The sequence below is a fragment of the Desulfonispora thiosulfatigenes DSM 11270 genome, from assembly GCF_900176035.1.
Lineage (GTDB): Bacteria > Bacillota > Peptococcia > Peptococcales > Desulfonisporaceae > Desulfonispora > Desulfonispora thiosulfatigenes.
Genome location: NZ_FWWT01000016.1, coordinates 147,995 through 163,700, shown reverse-complemented (window position 1 = coordinate 163,700; position 15,706 = coordinate 147,995). Strand labels below are relative to the sequence as shown.

The following is a 15,706-nucleotide window of genomic DNA, read 5'->3' as shown; positions in this document are numbered from 1 at the left end:
TACTTTATAGGGTACATTTTATTTTTTTCTTTATTGAACTAAGTTATACTGAGTTGCAAGATTTTTGATAGAGCAACTATTTTTATATACTTTGGTTAATTTATGTTCATTTAATTCTTTTATTATTTTCAAATGAACCCATGTATCTGAAATATTAGCATTAGTAGTTAAATCTTTTATCTTATAAAGTTTATTTTGAGGAAAATTAAAGTTCTTACTCACCTTTGCTAAATTATTAGTAAACAAATTAATAATGCCACTTTTTCCATAAAAAATTATTTCAATCAGGCCATTCTCACAGTTAAAGTTGAACGTTGTCATATTTTTATTTGAATATGATTTACAGCAATTTTGCATACAAAATATATGCCATTTTGCAAAATACTCTTTAGGTATAATGTAACTTTCTTGAGACGTTAATTTTTTATCTTCATTGAAGTTTGCTTTTTCACTCATAAGACGATAAACTTTGCGCACGTCACAAACTGCCTTAGACACAAAGTAAAGGCAATCATTATTTATGCTCTTTTTAAGATAACAACATATTTCACTTAAATTTTGTAAATTATTAGAATAAACGATTAGTTCCTGATTAGTTAAGATAAATTCTCCATAAATATGTTGCAAAAAATTTATCCCCGTTTCTAAGGAATCTACATTTTTAAACCATTTATAACATATTTGATCTTCTAGCTCTCCCGTTATATGGATAAAATTGTTTTTCTGAAAAAATTCTTTAACCTTTTTATAATCATTGATTTGATAAATTTTTGTATACACAGGGTAGTTCAGTGGGTTTAAAGGATCCTCTGGATTAATGTCTATTATCTCTCCAATCTGTACATCTTCAATTAAATGTTGATCAGCTAATCTTACTATATTAAATTCCACGCCTATTTCTTTTAAATTGTCTTCTGAATCTGTCCCTACAATTTGTACTTCGTATCTTCTATATTTTCCATCTTCGGTAAAGTTTAAAATTTCAGACTTTAGCAAGGTATAATTCTGTAACATATGATTCCAGTTTTTCAGAAAGTGATCTCTTTCCCCATATGTTTTTTGTAATGAATTCGTAGCCAAATCATAAATTAAACTTAAGTCAAGATTTTTTAGGGCTAATAAATAAGCATTGATTACCCTTGGATAACTACGTAATTTTTCTTGTAATTTAAATAAGATTCTTTTGTTTTTTTCTTTTTCATAATCCTTCAAAACAAGTAAGTCTTTGTACTTTTTATACCCCTCTGGTAGTTTTTTTGCATAACGATTATTCTGCATATACGCATCCTGTAAGATTATTTTTGCATCGCTAACATCTAAAGGATAAAGTCCTTGTTTTTCCACAATAGAAATCAGCTCCTTTCTTGATAGTCCTGCATAGTGAAAGTATCCTTTTATACCTAAATGGTTAAACTTTAATTTGAAATAATGTGCATCATGTTCTCCATTTATCTTTTTAATTAAAAACATCAAGGTACAGTATCCTTTTAATCTAGTTGGAGAGATATAAGCCTGAATGTAATCAAATGGTAAGTGCTTGGTACTATCCTCATTTATTTTATGCCCTAATAAGGCAAATTTACGTAATACCCTTCGTGCAATTTCTTGCACTTCTCCAGTTTTTTCTTTAACCACCATATTAAAAAAAGTAATTAACTTTGGATTATTCATTAAAGCTAATTCCAATATAAAATCAGACTGTACATCAATATCTAATGTATTTAAAATTTCTAGGCATCCTGCGCTAGAGCCTCTCGCTTCAATTAAAATTATTAATTCATTGGCTAATTCACTAAATCCATGGTTAGAGATTATTCTTTCTTTAATCACGCTAGAACTTCCCTTCATGTCATATTTTAAACTCCGCAACTTTATTTTTCTTTACAAGGTATTCTTTTTTTCATTTATTTTCCCTGTTTTTTAATTCCGTAAAATTCCCTTATCTTTCGCCACCATCCACCTCCTTTTATTTACTAAAAATACATTTTGAGTAATTCATCCTCGGAATTTAACTATTTATTAATTTACATTTTAGATAAATCATTACTATTTTGTCGAAAAAAGACACTTTTAAGTATATTTTAAATTAATGTAATTATGTGTATACATCATGGGTTCGACATGTTTTTCTCGGGATATTGTACAACTTATGCCATTAATTACAAAATTATTCATGCTAAGTTGGGATTTTTTACGAAATTTGCATATCGTGTATAAAAGGGGTGGGTTTATGGATAATCTGCTTATTACAATTTATGTAATCATATTTACAGTTTTCTTGCTTATAGTAAAAACAAAGTTGCAATCATATTTATTGAAATCCGGGAAAAAATATATAGGAAAAAAAGAGGATAATCTCAGCTATCTTAGAGGATCTAGAAAGGATAATTAATAGCATTTTTCAAAAGATTTTAATCTAAGTTTTTAAATATGTAATTAATTCGTCTATATTTTTCTTACTAAATTTGATACTATTTCATTAACAACTATAGAAAGGTGGATTAATCATGCGTCCTAGTCAAATCATTTATCTTGTTTTAGTAGTGGGGTGGCTAATACTCCCACTGACAGTTCCTTATAAAATTATTTATCTTGGGTTTATAGCTATTTATCTTTCTATTCATAATCTTATGGGACTCCGTTCAGCTGAAAAGAATAATACCAAATCTAATAAACGAGAGTTTATGGTAAATAAGTTTGGTCCTACTTGGGGACGTAGAATGTATAATATTTTATTTATCCTAGCTCCTTTTGTAGCTGGTTTATATGTAATTGGCAATGGAATACTTATTTTATTTACATCTCCCTGATAAAAGTTCACAAAAAAAAAGGATGCCTATGCATCCTTTTTTACATCTTCTATCCATTTAGTTATTTCAGGTAATCCTTGACCTGTTTCTTTTGAAAATAACACTAGCTGCTGACTTGCTGGTAACTTCATTTTAACCTTAATTTCTTTAATATGTTTTTGCCATTGACCTCTTGAAATCTTATCTGCTTTTGTAGCTACTACTAATGTAGGCAATTTAAAATGTGTAAGCCAATCATACATCATGCAATCTTCACCTGTAGGCGGATGACGCACATCAATTATATGTATAACGCCTTGCAACACTTCTCTTTTAGATAAATAATCTTCTATAAATTCAGCCCACTTATTTCTTAATTCCTTAGACACTTTAGCAAATCCATATCCAGGTAAATCAACAAAATAAAATTCTTCGTTAATTTTATAATAATTTAAAGTTTGAGTCTTACCAGGTTGGCTACTTGTCCTAGCTAAATTTTTTCTATTTATTATTTTATTAATTAAAGAAGATTTGCCCACATTAGATCTTCCTGCTAATGCGATTTCTGGCAAGCCTTCTTCAGGATATTGTTTGGCACTTACTGCACTTATAATAAATTCTGCACTTTTAATAATCAATTTTACTCCTCCACTAATGCTTTCTCCAAAACTTCATCTAAATGTTCTGCTAAAACAAATTCTAATTGTTTTCTTACATTCATTGGGATATCTTCTAAATCCTTTTCATTTTCCTTAGGTATAATAATAATCTTGCTTCCAGCCCTATGAGCAGCTAGCACTTTTTCTTTTATCCCTCCAACTGGTAAAACTCTTCCTCTTAAAGTAATTTCACCTGTCATAGCAACATCTTTTTTAATTTTTTTCTTACTTAGTGCTGAAGCTAATGCTGTAGCCATCGTAATCCCTGCAGATGGTCCATCCTTAGGAATTGCTCCTTCAGGAACATGGATATGAATATCATATTTTTCGTGAAAATCAGTTTCTATTTTTAACTTTTCTGCAATACTTCTAATATAACTAAAACCTGCTTGTGCTGATTCCTTCATTACTTCTCCAAGCTTACCAGTTAAAAGGAGCTTACCTTTACCAGCTAGTAAGGATACCTCTATCTGCAGGATATCTCCTCCTACTTCTGTCCAGGCTAATCCTGTAGCTACCCCAACTTCATTATCCTTTTCAGTAGTCCCATAATGAAAACGTGGGATTCCTAAATATTTATTAAGGTTTTTAACGGTGACTTTAACCTTTTTATCCATATCTTTAACTATTACCTTTGCTACTTTGCGACAAATATTTGCAATCTCACGTTCTAAATTACGAACACCTGATTCACGTGTATAAGTTCTAACAATTTGAAGTAAAGTTTGTTTAGAAATATTACACATTTCATTATCTAAACCATGCTTTTCCAACTGTCTAGGTACAAGATATTTTTCAGCAATGTTTACCTTTTCTTCTTCAGTGTAACCCGGTATCCTGATAACTTCCATTCTATCTAATAACGGCCTAGGTATGTTATGTATAACATTTGCAGTAGTAATAAACATAACATCAGATAAATCAAAAGGAATTTCAATATAATGATCACTAAATGTTGTGTTTTGTTCAGGATCTAAAACTTCTAATAAAGCTGCTGATGGATCTCCTCTAAAATCCATGCTCATTTTATCTATTTCATCTAATAAAAATATAGGATTTTTAGTCCCAGCATTTTTCATGCCTTGAATAATTCTGCCTGGCATAGCCCCAACATATGTCCTTCTATGACCCCTTATTTCTGCTTCATCTCTAACCCCACCTAAGGAAATACGCACAAACTTCCTACCTAATGAGCGAGCCATAGACTTTGCTAAAGATGTTTTCCCTACCCCTGGTGGACCTACTAAACAAATTATTGGACCTTGAATTTTATTTACTAGTTTTCGTACAGCTAAAAATTCTAAAATCCTCTCCTTAGGATTTGCAAGACCATAATGATCTTCATTAAGTATCTCTTCTGCTTTATCAATATCTAAACTATCCTCTGTTATTTCATTCCAAGGTAAATCCAAAAATCCAATCCAAATAATTACGTACAACTGTGGCTTCAGCAACCATTGGAGGCATTTTTTCTAATTTAGTTACTTCTTTTAAAACCTTAGTCTCGACTTCTTCAGGTAAATTAGCTTCTTCTATTTTTTCTCTATACTCCTCAACTTCAGCGGTGCGATCATCTTTATCGCCTAATTCTTGATTAATAGCCTTTATTTGTTCTTTTAAATAATATTCCCGTTGAGTTTTATCCATTTGATTGCGCACACGTGCACTTATCTTGTTTTCTAATTCTAATATTTCTAACTCTTTAAGTAAATAGCCATAAATTATTTCTAAACGGTCTTTTAAATTAACAGCTTCCATAATCTTTTGTTTTTCTTCTATTTTTAATAACATATGAGAAGCTACTACATCAGCTAATCTTCCAGGTTCCTCTAAAGATATAACCCCCACTAAACTTTCTAGTGGTAATTGTTTACTTAGCTTTATGTATCTTTCAAAATGAAAAATTATACTCCTCACAATAGCTTCTATTTCTTCATCTTGTACTTCTTCGTCTATAAACTCTTTAATTTCTGCCTTTATATACCTTTCACTACCATCATCTATATATTGAGTAATTTCTCCCCTACCAATTCCTTCAACTAATACTCGTAGCGTCCCACCATGTAACTTAATCGTATGTTTTATTTCAGCTATCGTTCCTATTGAATAAATATCTTCTTCTTCAGGATCGTCAATAGCCGCTTCCTTTTGACTTGCTAAAAAGATATGTTTGTCCTTTATCATGGCTTCCTCTATAGCCTTTATTGACTTTTCTCTTCCCACATCTAGATTTATTACCATATATGGGAAGACCAATAAACCACGTAAAGGTAATAGTGGCAATTCTCTAATATATTTTTGGACCATTACTCCACCTCCAGGATAATCCATAGCTAATAATGCTATACAAAATTCATTTGTTTATATTCTACCTTAAAACAGTACTTCCTGCTAATAAATACTAATTTAAAAGAAGTTGATGAATTTTGTCGTTTCTTCTTAGAATATTTAGGAGATAAACTGATAGTTCATCTCCTTTAAACTTTAGCTTGATAATACAACATTTGTAGGATTATATACTTTGTTTATTGCTTCATTTTTAACTAATGCTAATTCCAAAACTTCCTCTAAAGTATCTACGGGAATTACTTTTACACCCTCAACCTTACTGAACATTTCCTGCCAGTTATCTTTAGGTATTATAACTACTTCTGCTCCTGCTTGTCTTGCTCCATCAACCTTAGCAATTACTCCACCAATCGGTTTTACACTTCCTCTTAAGGAAACTTCACCAGTCATGGCTACCTTGTTATCAATGGGGATATTCTTTATAGCAGAATAAATAGCCGTTGCTATTGCAATTCCTGCGGAAGGCCCGTCAGTTGGCACACCACCAGGGAAATTAACATGGATATCATAGCCACTAGTATCTATATCTAAAACTCTTCTTAAAACCGTTAACACGTTTTCCACAGAACTTTTGGCCATACTTTTTCTTCTGATTTTTTGACCGCCTACACCACTAAGTTCTTCTTCTTCTACTATGCCTGTCACAATTACTTTGCCTGCTACCTTGTTTTTTATAACACTTACTTCTATTTCATTTAACATTCCCATGTTTGATCCATAAACTGCAAGACCATTTACTAATCCTACTTGTGGTTTTGCTGCTATTTTTTTATCTGGTCTTGGAGAATATTGACCACTATTTACAACCCATTGAATATCTGCTTTAGTTATTACTTCTCGATTTTCACCTAAACCTAGTCCTACTGCAATTTGCACCATATTAACTGCTTCCCTGCCATTAGTGCAATAAGCTTTAATTACTTCTAAAGCATCCTCTTCTACTGTAAAGTTAACATTTTTAGCAGTATTTGTAGCAATTGTTGCTATTTCTTCTGGTAAAAGTCCTCTAAAGAATATTTCCAAACATCGAGATCTTATAGCTGCAGGAATTTCTCTTGGGCTTCTTGTAGTCGCAGCGACTAAGCGGAAATCTGCTGGAAGTCCATTTTGGAAAATATCATGAATATAACTAGGGATATTAGAATCCTCGGAACTATAGTAAGCACTTTCTAAAATAACCTTACGATCTTCTAAAACCTTTAATAATTTATTTATTTGAATAGGATGAAGTTCTCCAATTTCATCAATAAATAATATACCTCCATGCGCCTTTGTAACTGCTCCAGTTTTTGGCTGAGGTATTCCAGCCATACCCATAGCTCCTGCACCCTGATAAATTGGATCATGCACAGACCCAATCAAAGGATCAGCAATTCCTCGTTCATCAAAGCGAGCAGTAGCTCCATCTACCTCAATAAACTTAGCATTTTCTTTAAATGGTGATAACTTACTCTTTTTAGCTGCTTCTAACACTAAACGAGCTGCTGCCGTCTTACCTACACCTGGCGACCCATAGATAATAACATGTTGTGGGTTAGGACCACATAAAGCTGCTTGTAACGCCTTAACACCTTCACCTTGACCAATTATGTCAGTAAACTCTTTTGGCCTAGTTTTTGAGGTTAATGGCTCTGTTAGCTTAATTGATCTCATTTTCCTTAACTTTTCTAATTCTAGTCTTGATTCCTTCTGCACAGCTACTTTAGTTCCTTGTTGATTTTTTAAAAGATTCCAGAAATAAAGCCCAATAACAATAGCAAAAAATATTTGCACAAAACCTAAGATTCCACCCAAGCTTCCTCCAAGCATAAAAGTACCCCTTTCAAACTCATGATATAAACTACTACGTTTATTATGTTCCTTATATCTAGTTTTTATTAGGGTTTTTACCAATTAATTTAATAAATAAATTATAAGTGTTTTGGGAAAATTAAAATAAGTTAGTTTATTAAAATTAGTTGATAAAAATAAATTGGGGGTTTTCTTATGGCTAATAAAGGCGTTATGTCTGATCAATTAAAATATGAAATAGCTAAAGAACTCGGGGTTTATGATACTGTAAAAAATGATGGATGGGGAGATGTATCCTCCAGAAATTGTGGACTTATGGTTCAAAAAGCAATTGATATTGCAAACCGCTCTCTAAATCAACAAAATAACTAACTTAACATGAAAATACCCTATAGATAGATTTTTGCTTTTCATCTATTCTATAGGGTATCTTTTATTTTGCTTCAAGGTTTTTAGGCGCTTTCAATATCCTTGGATTCAGCTTTAATTAATTTTGGCTCTGCTTTATCCTCAATTACTTCTTTAGTAACAATTACTTTGCTAACATCATCCCTAGATGGAATTTCATACATTACATCCATGATAATATCTTCTACAATTGCCCTTAGACCCCTTGCACCTGTTTTCCTACTAAGTGCCTTAGCTGCTATACTCCGTAAAGCTTCTTCATCAAATTCTAGCCCAACCTTATCTATCTCAAAAAGTTTGATATATTGTTTTACCAAGGCATTTTTAGGCTCAGTAAGAATTTGAATTAGAGCTTCTTCATCTAAGGAATCTAAAGTTACAACTACTGGTATTCTTCCTACGAACTCAGGAATCAAACCAAAACCTAATAAATCTTCTGGTAAAATATTTTTTAATACTTCACCTATTTTAATTTCAGTTTTAGATTTAACATCAGCATTAAAACCCATTACCTTCTTATTGATTCTTTTTTGAATCAATTTATCTATTCCGTCAAATGCTCCACCACAAATAAATAAGATATTTGTCGTATCTAACTGTATAAATTCTTGATGAGGATGTTTACGTCCACCTTGAGGAGGTACACTTGCAACAGTACCTTCTAAAATTTTCAGTAAAGCTTGTTGTACTCCTTCACCAGAAACATCGCGTGTAATAGATGGATTTTCAGATTTTCTTGCTACTTTGTCAATTTCATCGATATAGATAATACCTCTTTCGGCTTTTTCAACGTCATAATCAGCTGCTTGAATTAATTTCAGCAGAATATTTTCAACGTCTTCACCTACATATCCAGCTTCAGTTAGTGATGTAGCATCAGCAATAGCAAAAGGTACATTTAAAATTTTAGCCAAGGTTTGAGCTAATAATGTTTTACCACTTCCTGTAGGACCTAGTAAACAAATATTACTCTTTTGTAATTCTACCTCTTCTATTTTCATGCCTAAATTAACTCTTTTGTAATGATTGTATACAGCTACTGAAAGAGCTTTTTTAGCATTATCTTGACCTATAACATACTGATCTAAAATTGACTTAATTTCTTTTGGTTTAGGGATATCACCAAGATCAAAGTTTGTCTCTTCGCTTAACTCTTCTTCAATGATCTCATTGCACAGTTCAATACATTCATCACAAATATAAACGCCAGGACCTGCAACAAGTTTTTTTACTTGATCTTGAACCTTACCACAAAAAGAACATTTTAATTGCCCTTTTTCATCACCAAACTTATGCATCATATCACCTCTCATTAGCCTTTTAGGACTTCAGGGAATTTCGTGTTAAAACCTCATCAACAATTCCATATTCTTTAGCAACTTCAGCAGTCATAAAGTTATCACGTTCAGTATCAGATGCGATCTTCTCTTTTGTTTGACCAGTTCTTTCAGCTAAGATCTCGTTTAACTTATCTTTCATTTCAAGAATTCGTTTAGCATGTATTTCGATGTCTGTAGCTTGACCCTGAGTACCACCAAGTGGTTGATGGATCATGATTTCACTATTAGGAAGAGCAAATCTTTTACCTTTTTCCCCTGCCGCTAATAAGAATGCCCCCATACTTGCAGCCATTCCAACGCAAATAGTTGAAACACTAGGTTTAATGTATTGCATGGTATCAAAAATAGCCATACCAGCAGTAATAGATCCTCCAGGGCTATTTATATAAACATGGATATCTTTATCAGGATCTTCTGCTTCTAAAAACAGTAATTGTGCAATCATTAGATTTGCTACATGATCATCAATTGCACTACCTATAAAGATAATTCTATCTTTTAACAGGCGCGAATAAATGTCATAAGCCCTTTCTCCTCTGTTAGTCTGTTCAACAACCATAGGAACTAACGTACTCATCCTAAAATCCTCCTTTATTAAAACTATTCAATTATGCAGCTGTCGATTACTAGGTCAGATGCTTTCTCAAGTAATAAGCTTTGTTTGAATGATTCTAATTGACCTTGCTTAGCTAAAACTTCTTTGATTTTTTCTAATTCTTCGTTATATGCCTTAGCTACTTTTTCTAATTCTGTTTCAACTACTTGTTCGTCAAGCTCAAGGTTTTCAGCTTTAATAATATACTCAAGCGCTAATCTTTCCTTAACAGCTTTTACAGCTTCTTCTTGATATTTTGTTCTAACGCTATCCATAGTATCCTTAGTAAATTCTAAGTACTTATCAAGTGTTAAGCCTTGAGAGCGTAAACGAAATTCAAAATCTTGAATTAAAGTGTCAACTTGTGACTCAATCATTGAATCTGGAATATCTGCTTTTAAGTTTTCAACTAGCTTGTTTACAACTTGTTCTCTTAAACCAGTTCTTGCTTTATTCTGTGCTAGTTCTTCTAATTTATTCTTTAAATCTTCTTTTAATTCCTGCAAAGTTTCAAACTCACTTACATCTTTTGCAAATTCATCGTCTAAATCAGCTAGTATAGTTCTTTTTACTGATTTTATTTTTACATCAAATGTTACAGGCTGTCCTGCTAAATCTTTTTGATGATATTCTGCCGGGAAAGTAACCTCGATAGTTTTTTCATCTCCTGTTTTCAGCCCTATTAATTGTTCTTCAAAACCTGGAATAAATTGTCCAGATCCAATTTCTAAAGAATGATCCGTTGCAGTACCACCTTCAAAAGGTACTCCATCCTTTTTACCTTCGAAGTCAATAAAGGTAAAATCTCCTTTTGCAATTGGCTCATCTTCAGCTAATGTTTCTAATTGAGAGTGACGTTGACGAATAAGCTCTAATTCTTTTTCAATTTCTTCTTCACTTACACTAGTATCTATCTTTTCTAATTTAAAGCCTTTATATTCATCTAATTTAACTTCTGGTTTAATATCATATGTAGCTGTAAAGATAAACGGTTTATCTTTTTCTAATTGAACTATATCAATTTCAGGTTTACCAACGGGTTTCATGTCCTCTTCTAAATCTTCAATCGCCTTACCATATGCCTTTGGCATAGCAAAATCTACTGCATCTTCAAATAAAACTTCTACCCCAAATTTTTGCTCAATAATTTTACGTGGAACTTTTCCTTTGCGGAATCCAGGTATATTAATTTGCTTTGCTACTTTTTCATAGGCAAACTTTAAACCTTCCTCAAAATCTTTTGCATCTACTTCAATATTTAATTCAACTTGATTTTTCTCTATTTTTTTACTACTCACGTTCATATTATGCTCCCCCTTAATTAAATAATATATGTAAATTTATAGAATTACCTTTTATACAATTATACCCTTATTTCCTTAAATACACACATATCTAATAATAAAACATAAAACAAAAATATTCAAATAAAAGTAATGTTTAAAGCAAAAAAAAGATGCGTACTTAAAAGCACGCATCTTTTTTTTTGGAGCGGAAGACGAGATTCGAACTCGCGACCCTCGCCTTGGCAAGGCGATGCTCTACCACTGAGCCACTTCCGCATTTTAAATATGGTGCGGGAGAAGGGACTTGAACCCCCACGGTGCGAACCGCCAGATCCTAAGTCTGGTGCGTCTGCCAATTCCGCCACTCCCGCATATTAAGTTGAAAAATGTTGAAATGTGTAAATGGTGAGCCATCCGCGACTCGAACGCGGGACACCCTGATTAAAAGTCAGGTGCTCTGCCAACTGAGCTAATGGCTCAAGATAATGGCTGGGGTAGCAGGATTCGAACCTACGAATGCGAGAGTCAAAGTCTCGTGCCTTACCGCTTGGCGATACCCCATTGTTAAATAACCACTAATCTGAAATCACTCTTAAATTGTGTCCATAAACCATTTATTTTATTCAAAATAAATGGGGTGGGTGATGGGTCTCGAACCCACGAATGCCGGAACCACAATCCGGTGCGTTAACCACTTCGCCACACCCACCTCAGAAATAGCGTGCCTGAAGGGATTCGAACCCCTGACCCTCGCATTAGAAGTGCGATGCTCTATCCAGCTGAGCTACAGGCACACATTTGGAGCGGGTGAAGGGAATCGGACCCTCGCGACTGGCTTGGAAGGCCAGGGCTCTACCACTGAGCTACACCCGCATGTCATAAAAGTTGTTAATGGTCGGGGCGGAGGGATTCGAACCCCCGGCCCCCTGGTCCCAAACCAGGTGCGCTACCAAACTGCGCTACGCCCCGACGACAATATTCATTGTATAACTTTTAATTTAGCTTGTCAACACTTTTTTTCTTGTCGTCTTTCAGCAGTTATTGCTGTTTATTGGCGACAAAAAGAATTATATCATCGTTAATTTAATAATGCAAGTGTTTTGCTAAATATTTTTTAATTTTATTTTTATTTCCTCCAAAGGATCTTGTCCTATCTCTATTAAACCATAGGTTACGCCCTGATTTCCTCTTGGAAATCCTATGCTCCCAGGATTCAAAATTTTAATATCTCCTTCTTTTACTACCAGTGGAATATGCGTATGACCGAAAATAATAATGTCGGCTCCTAATTCTAAACCTCTATAATATAAGTTCTGTAAACCCATTTTTACTTTATATTGATGCCCATGCACTAAAAATATTTTAATTTTTCCTTCACATATATTAATTAATTCTTCAGAATTTCCTTCATCTAAATAATCGCAATTACCCACTACATTTTTAACTTCAATATTGAATTCTTCTCCTAATTTCATCGCGTCTTGATAGTGATCGCCAGCATGAATCAGCAAATCAATATTGCCCATATCCTTAATAACCTTACGAGCTAAATCTAATGCTCGATGTGTATCACTAATAACCCCTATACGCATAACATTCTCTCCTATTATATAAAGTTAACCAAAAGAACTCGAATACCTTTTATCAGCATCCGAGACCTTTTTTACTCAGTAAAAATGTCCCTTAAATATTCAAGAGATTTTTCTACTGCCTTACCTCTATGACTAATTTTATTTTTTCTTGCATATTTAACTCAGCAAAGGTTTTATCTAACGAATCCACAAAAAATAAAGGATCATAACCAAAGCCACCTTCACCAACTAATTGTTCTAAAATATAACCTTCACAACTATCTTCTACTGTATATTCTTTACCATCTGGTAAAACTATCGCAATGCAGCATTTAAATCTAGCCGTTCTCTTTTCAGAAGGTACACCTTTTAACATTTCTAAAAGTTTTTCATTATTTCTTTCATCACTTTTAGGTTCACCTGCAAAACGTGCTGAGTAAACACCTGGCTCACCTTTTAAATAATCCACCTCTAAACCAGAGTCATCTGCTAAGCTTACCTGTCCACTTAATCTAGCTACTTCTCTTGCTTTTAGTAAAGCATTTTCCTTAAAAGTTGTTCCAGTTTCCTCGACCTCATTAATTTCTGGGAAATGTGACATAGGCAATACTTTTATCTTTAAGCTTTCTAACAATCTTTCAAATTCGCTAATTTTTCCTTTATTATTACTAGCTAAAACTAAGACCTTTTCCTTCATTACACAATGCTCCCTAAAATGCTTTTTTGAATTTCAATTAATTTATTTATTCCTTCTTCACCTAGCATAAGAATTTCATCTAGTTCTTCGCGATTAAATGGGTAACCTTCAGCTGTTCCTTGAATTTCGATGAATTTTCCTGAACCTGTCATTACTAAGTTTAAATCAACATCTGCTTCACAATCTTCAGAGTAGGCTAAATCTAATAGAATATTTTCCCCAACCTTACCAATACTTACTGCCGCTACATAATCTAAAATTGGGAAATTTTTTAAAATCCCTTTTTCAACAAGGCTTTGTAGAGCCTTTACTAAGGCAATAAAACCACCTGTAATAGCTGCTGTCCTCGTACCACCATCAGCTTGAATAACATCACAATCAATCCAAATTGTGCGCTCTCCTAATGCCTTTAAATCCACTACGGGTCTTAATGACCTACCAATAAGTCTTTGTATTTCTTGAGTCCTGCCTCCTATTTTCCCTTGAGTGGCCTCTCTTCTTGTCCTAACATCCGTTGCTCTAGGAAGCATTGAATATTCTGCAGTAATCCATCCTTTTTCTTGACCTTTTAGCCATCCTGGAATCTTTTCTTCAACTGTTGCATTACAAATTACCTTGGTATCTCCCATTTCAAATAATATTGATCCTTCAGGATACTTTATGTAATCTTGCTCAACTCTTACTTTTCGTAACTCATTTTCATTTCTGCCATCATCACGCATAGGTTTAGCCCTCCAGATAATCTTCTCATCCTCTATACTTTTTGTTATATTGTCATATAAAATACATAGATTTTTTAAACTCAGCTTATAACGTCACCTGATTTACCTTTTTAATATTATCTTGAATAAAATTTTGTGCATTTTTATAAAAACTATCTGGATCTCCACTCACCCAGTACTCATTATCTTTATTCGGGTGCAAATTTAATAAGTTTAACCTTTGTAAACTTGTTTTAGCCATCACTACTGTTTCTTGAGCAGGATCAATTATTTTTATATCTTTTCCTAGCACCTTTTTGATGCTTTTTTCTAAAAAAGGATAGTGAGTGCATCCTAAAATCAAGGTGTCTATTTCTTTTTCCATTAAAGGCGCTAAATATTCATATATAATTTTTTCTACCTCTTTGCCCTCAACGGTCCCTTGTTCTACTAAAGGTACAAATTTTGGACAAGCGCTTGTAAATACTTCTACATTAGGATTTTCAGCTAATAATAGTTTCTTATGTGCACCTGTCTTAATAGTTGCCTCTGTAGCTATAACCCCAATTTTTTGTTTTGTCGAATTTTTGATGGCTACATCTATGCTAGGATTAATCACATCCACAAAGGGTAAATTATATTTTTCCTTTAAAGATTCAAAAGAAAGCGAAGAACTGGTATTACAGGCGATAATAATCATCTTTACGCCTTGATTAATTAAAAAATCAGTTATTTGATTGCCAAAATGGATAAGTTCCGACTGGCTCCGCGGGCCGTAAGGGACATGAGCTGTATCTCCAAAATATATTATTTGTTCATTCGGTAATTTGCGAAAAATTTCCCGAGCAACACTTAGTCCCCCTACTCCCGAATCAAAAACTCCAATTGGTTTTTGGCTTCCCACTCTATTCATCTCCATCCAAAATATAAATTATGAGTATACTTATGTATCCTTTAGTTTAAACTATTAGTAGCAAATTTATGTTACCGTTTATAAACCGCAGTGCCACCTTTAGTTGCTCTAGCATCTAAGACAACCATGAAAGCCTTCTTATCCCAATTATCAATTATCTTTTGTAGCCTTGGCATTCTTTTTCTTAAAAGCATAATTTCTAAAATATAGCGTTCACCTTCTCGACCTTGACCAATAGTCACAGTTACACCAAATCCTTCTTCTCTAAGTTTATCGCTTAATTCTAAAGGATTTTCTAAAGTGATAACCTGAGCTGTAAGATAACCCATAGCTAATTTGTCTTCAATGGATATCCCTACTATATTACCTACAGAGAAACCTAAACAATAAACTATCAGATTCACGGGGTTATCTAAAGTCTGCATGACCTTATTTAAAGCTAAAATATAAACAAGCACTTCAAAAAAACCAATAGAGGCAGCTAAAGCTTTTTTCCCTTTAACAACCATTAACATCCGAGTAGTAGCTAAGCTCACATCTGTAACTCTTGCTACAAAAATAAATAGTAATCCTAAAAAAACATCCATTAGACTCACCCCTATATTAT

The 15,706-nt window shown here is 33.2% G+C and carries 13 protein-coding genes, 8 tRNA genes and 1 pseudogene; 2 read left to right on the top strand and 20 right to left on the bottom strand.

Annotated elements, in window-relative coordinates; all coding sequences use genetic code 11:
- Positions 1 to 30: 30 nt before the first annotated feature.
- On the bottom strand, positions 31 to 1,830 hold the full coding sequence (locus B8965_RS06330; protein WP_084053005.1) for a hypothetical protein: 1,800 nt from the start codon (positions 1,828 to 1,830) through the stop codon (positions 31 to 33).
- A gap of 677 nt (positions 1,831 to 2,507) precedes the next feature.
- On the opposite strand from B8965_RS06330, the gene B8965_RS06325 reads away from it, so the two are divergent.
- Positions 2,508 to 2,810, top strand: coding sequence for a hypothetical protein (locus tag B8965_RS06325; RefSeq protein ID WP_084053004.1), 303 nt, complete (start codon positions 2,508 to 2,510; stop codon positions 2,808 to 2,810).
- A gap of 26 nt (positions 2,811 to 2,836) precedes the next feature.
- Here the strand turns inward: B8965_RS06325 and yihA are convergent, their stop codons facing one another.
- From yihA to lonB, 3 genes and pseudogenes are all read right to left on the bottom strand, one after another.
- The gene (yihA, locus tag B8965_RS06320) at positions 2,837 to 3,427 is read right to left on the bottom strand and encodes a ribosome biogenesis GTP-binding protein YihA/YsxC (protein ID WP_084053003.1); all 591 of its coding nucleotides are present in this window, start codon (positions 3,425 to 3,427) and stop codon (positions 2,837 to 2,839) included.
- Positions 3,428 to 3,429: 2 nt separating this feature from the next.
- Positions 3,430 to 5,755: pseudogene (gene lon / locus B8965_RS12295) on the bottom strand (endopeptidase La).
- Positions 5,756 to 5,932: 177 nt separating this feature from the next.
- The gene (gene lonB / locus B8965_RS06305; protein WP_084053000.1) at positions 5,933 to 7,606 is read right to left on the bottom strand and encodes an ATP-dependent protease LonB; all 1,674 of its coding nucleotides are present in this window, start codon (positions 7,604 to 7,606) and stop codon (positions 5,933 to 5,935) included.
- A gap of 177 nt (positions 7,607 to 7,783) precedes the next feature.
- Between lonB and B8965_RS06300 the strand changes: the two genes are divergently transcribed.
- Entirely contained in the window at positions 7,784 to 7,960 is a 177-nt protein-coding gene (locus B8965_RS06300; RefSeq protein WP_084052999.1) for a small, acid-soluble spore protein, alpha/beta type, read from the top strand.
- Between the two features lie 80 nt (positions 7,961 to 8,040).
- Here the strand turns inward: B8965_RS06300 and clpX are convergent, their stop codons facing one another.
- The 16 genes from clpX to B8965_RS06220 form a co-directional block, all read right to left on the bottom strand.
- Positions 8,041 to 9,294, bottom strand: a complete 1,254-nt coding sequence (clpX, locus tag B8965_RS06295; RefSeq protein WP_084052998.1) for an ATP-dependent protease ATP-binding subunit ClpX — start codon at positions 9,292 to 9,294, stop codon at positions 8,041 to 8,043.
- Between the two features lie 22 nt (positions 9,295 to 9,316).
- On the bottom strand, positions 9,317 to 9,913 hold the full coding sequence (clpP, locus tag B8965_RS06290) for an ATP-dependent Clp endopeptidase proteolytic subunit ClpP (RefSeq protein ID WP_084052997.1): 597 nt from the start codon (positions 9,911 to 9,913) through the stop codon (positions 9,317 to 9,319).
- A 23-nt stretch (positions 9,914 to 9,936) separates the two neighbouring features.
- Positions 9,937 to 11,235, bottom strand: a complete 1,299-nt coding sequence (gene tig, locus B8965_RS06285; RefSeq protein WP_084052996.1) for a trigger factor — start codon at positions 11,233 to 11,235, stop codon at positions 9,937 to 9,939.
- A 183-nt stretch (positions 11,236 to 11,418) separates the two neighbouring features.
- A tRNA-Gly gene (locus B8965_RS06280) sits at positions 11,419 to 11,493 on the bottom strand.
- Positions 11,494 to 11,503: 10 nt separating this feature from the next.
- Positions 11,504 to 11,588, bottom strand: a tRNA-Leu gene (locus B8965_RS06275).
- 32 nt (positions 11,589 to 11,620) lie between these two features.
- Positions 11,621 to 11,696: transfer RNA gene (locus tag B8965_RS06270), tRNA-Lys, on the bottom strand.
- Between the two features lie 7 nt (positions 11,697 to 11,703).
- Positions 11,704 to 11,778, bottom strand: a tRNA-Gln gene (locus B8965_RS06265).
- Positions 11,779 to 11,850: 72 nt separating this feature from the next.
- Positions 11,851 to 11,926 (bottom strand) — tRNA-His (locus B8965_RS06260).
- A gap of 11 nt (positions 11,927 to 11,937) precedes the next feature.
- Positions 11,938 to 12,011: transfer RNA gene (locus B8965_RS06255), tRNA-Arg, on the bottom strand.
- A gap of 5 nt (positions 12,012 to 12,016) precedes the next feature.
- Positions 12,017 to 12,090, bottom strand: a tRNA-Gly gene (locus B8965_RS06250).
- 19 nt (positions 12,091 to 12,109) lie between these two features.
- Positions 12,110 to 12,186, bottom strand: a tRNA-Pro gene (locus B8965_RS06245).
- A 134-nt stretch (positions 12,187 to 12,320) separates the two neighbouring features.
- Complete coding sequence (locus tag B8965_RS06240; protein ID WP_084052995.1) at positions 12,321 to 12,809, bottom strand: YfcE family phosphodiesterase; 489 nt, start codon at positions 12,807 to 12,809, stop codon at positions 12,321 to 12,323.
- A gap of 112 nt (positions 12,810 to 12,921) precedes the next feature.
- Positions 12,922 to 13,485, bottom strand: a complete 564-nt coding sequence (locus B8965_RS06235; protein ID WP_341451578.1) for an XTP/dITP diphosphatase — start codon at positions 13,483 to 13,485, stop codon at positions 12,922 to 12,924.
- Positions 13,485 to 14,207: a ribonuclease PH gene (gene rph / locus B8965_RS06230; protein ID WP_084052994.1), complete on the bottom strand. Its 723-nt coding sequence runs from the start codon at positions 14,205 to 14,207 to the stop codon at positions 13,485 to 13,487. The genes B8965_RS06235 and rph overlap by 1 nt, the downstream gene beginning before the upstream one ends.
- Before the next feature lie 85 nt (positions 14,208 to 14,292).
- Positions 14,293 to 15,105, bottom strand: a complete 813-nt coding sequence (gene murI / locus B8965_RS06225; RefSeq protein ID WP_143334235.1) for a glutamate racemase — start codon at positions 15,103 to 15,105, stop codon at positions 14,293 to 14,295.
- A gap of 65 nt (positions 15,106 to 15,170) precedes the next feature.
- Positions 15,171 to 15,686: a DUF2179 domain-containing protein gene (locus tag B8965_RS06220; RefSeq protein WP_084052992.1), complete on the bottom strand. Its 516-nt coding sequence runs from the start codon at positions 15,684 to 15,686 to the stop codon at positions 15,171 to 15,173.
- Between the last annotated feature and the right edge of the window lie 20 nt (positions 15,687 to 15,706).

Excerpts from the sequence above, each read along its gene's own strand:
- B8965_RS06325 (WP_084053004.1), top strand. The coding sequence starts at position 2,508 with ATGCGTCCTAGTCAAATCATTTATCTTGTTTTAGTAGTGGGGTGGCTA.
- lonB (WP_084053000.1), bottom strand. The coding sequence starts at position 7,606 with ATGCTTGGAGGAAGCTTGGGTGGAATCTTAGGTTTTGTGCAAATATTT.
- B8965_RS06300 (WP_084052999.1), top strand. The coding sequence starts at position 7,784 with ATGGCTAATAAAGGCGTTATGTCTGATCAATTAAAATATGAAATAGCT.
- clpX (WP_084052998.1), bottom strand. The coding sequence starts at position 9,294 with ATGCATAAGTTTGGTGATGAAAAAGGGCAATTAAAATGTTCTTTTTGT.
- clpP (WP_084052997.1), bottom strand. The coding sequence starts at position 9,913 with ATGAGTACGTTAGTTCCTATGGTTGTTGAACAGACTAACAGAGGAGAA.
- tig (WP_084052996.1), bottom strand. The coding sequence starts at position 11,235 with ATGAACGTGAGTAGTAAAAAAATAGAGAAAAATCAAGTTGAATTAAAT.
- B8965_RS06240 (WP_084052995.1), bottom strand. The coding sequence starts at position 12,809 with ATGCGTATAGGGGTTATTAGTGATACACATCGAGCATTAGATTTAGCT.
- B8965_RS06235 (WP_341451578.1), bottom strand. The coding sequence starts at position 13,485 with ATGAAGGAAAAGGTCTTAGTTTTAGCTAGTAATAATAAAGGAAAAATT.
- rph (WP_084052994.1), bottom strand. The coding sequence starts at position 14,207 with ATGCGTGATGATGGCAGAAATGAAAATGAGTTACGAAAAGTAAGAGTT.
- murI (WP_143334235.1), bottom strand. The coding sequence starts at position 15,105 with ATGGAGATGAATAGAGTGGGAAGCCAAAAACCAATTGGAGTTTTTGAT.
- B8965_RS06220 (WP_084052992.1), bottom strand. The coding sequence starts at position 15,686 with ATGGATGTTTTTTTAGGATTACTATTTATTTTTGTAGCAAGAGTTACA.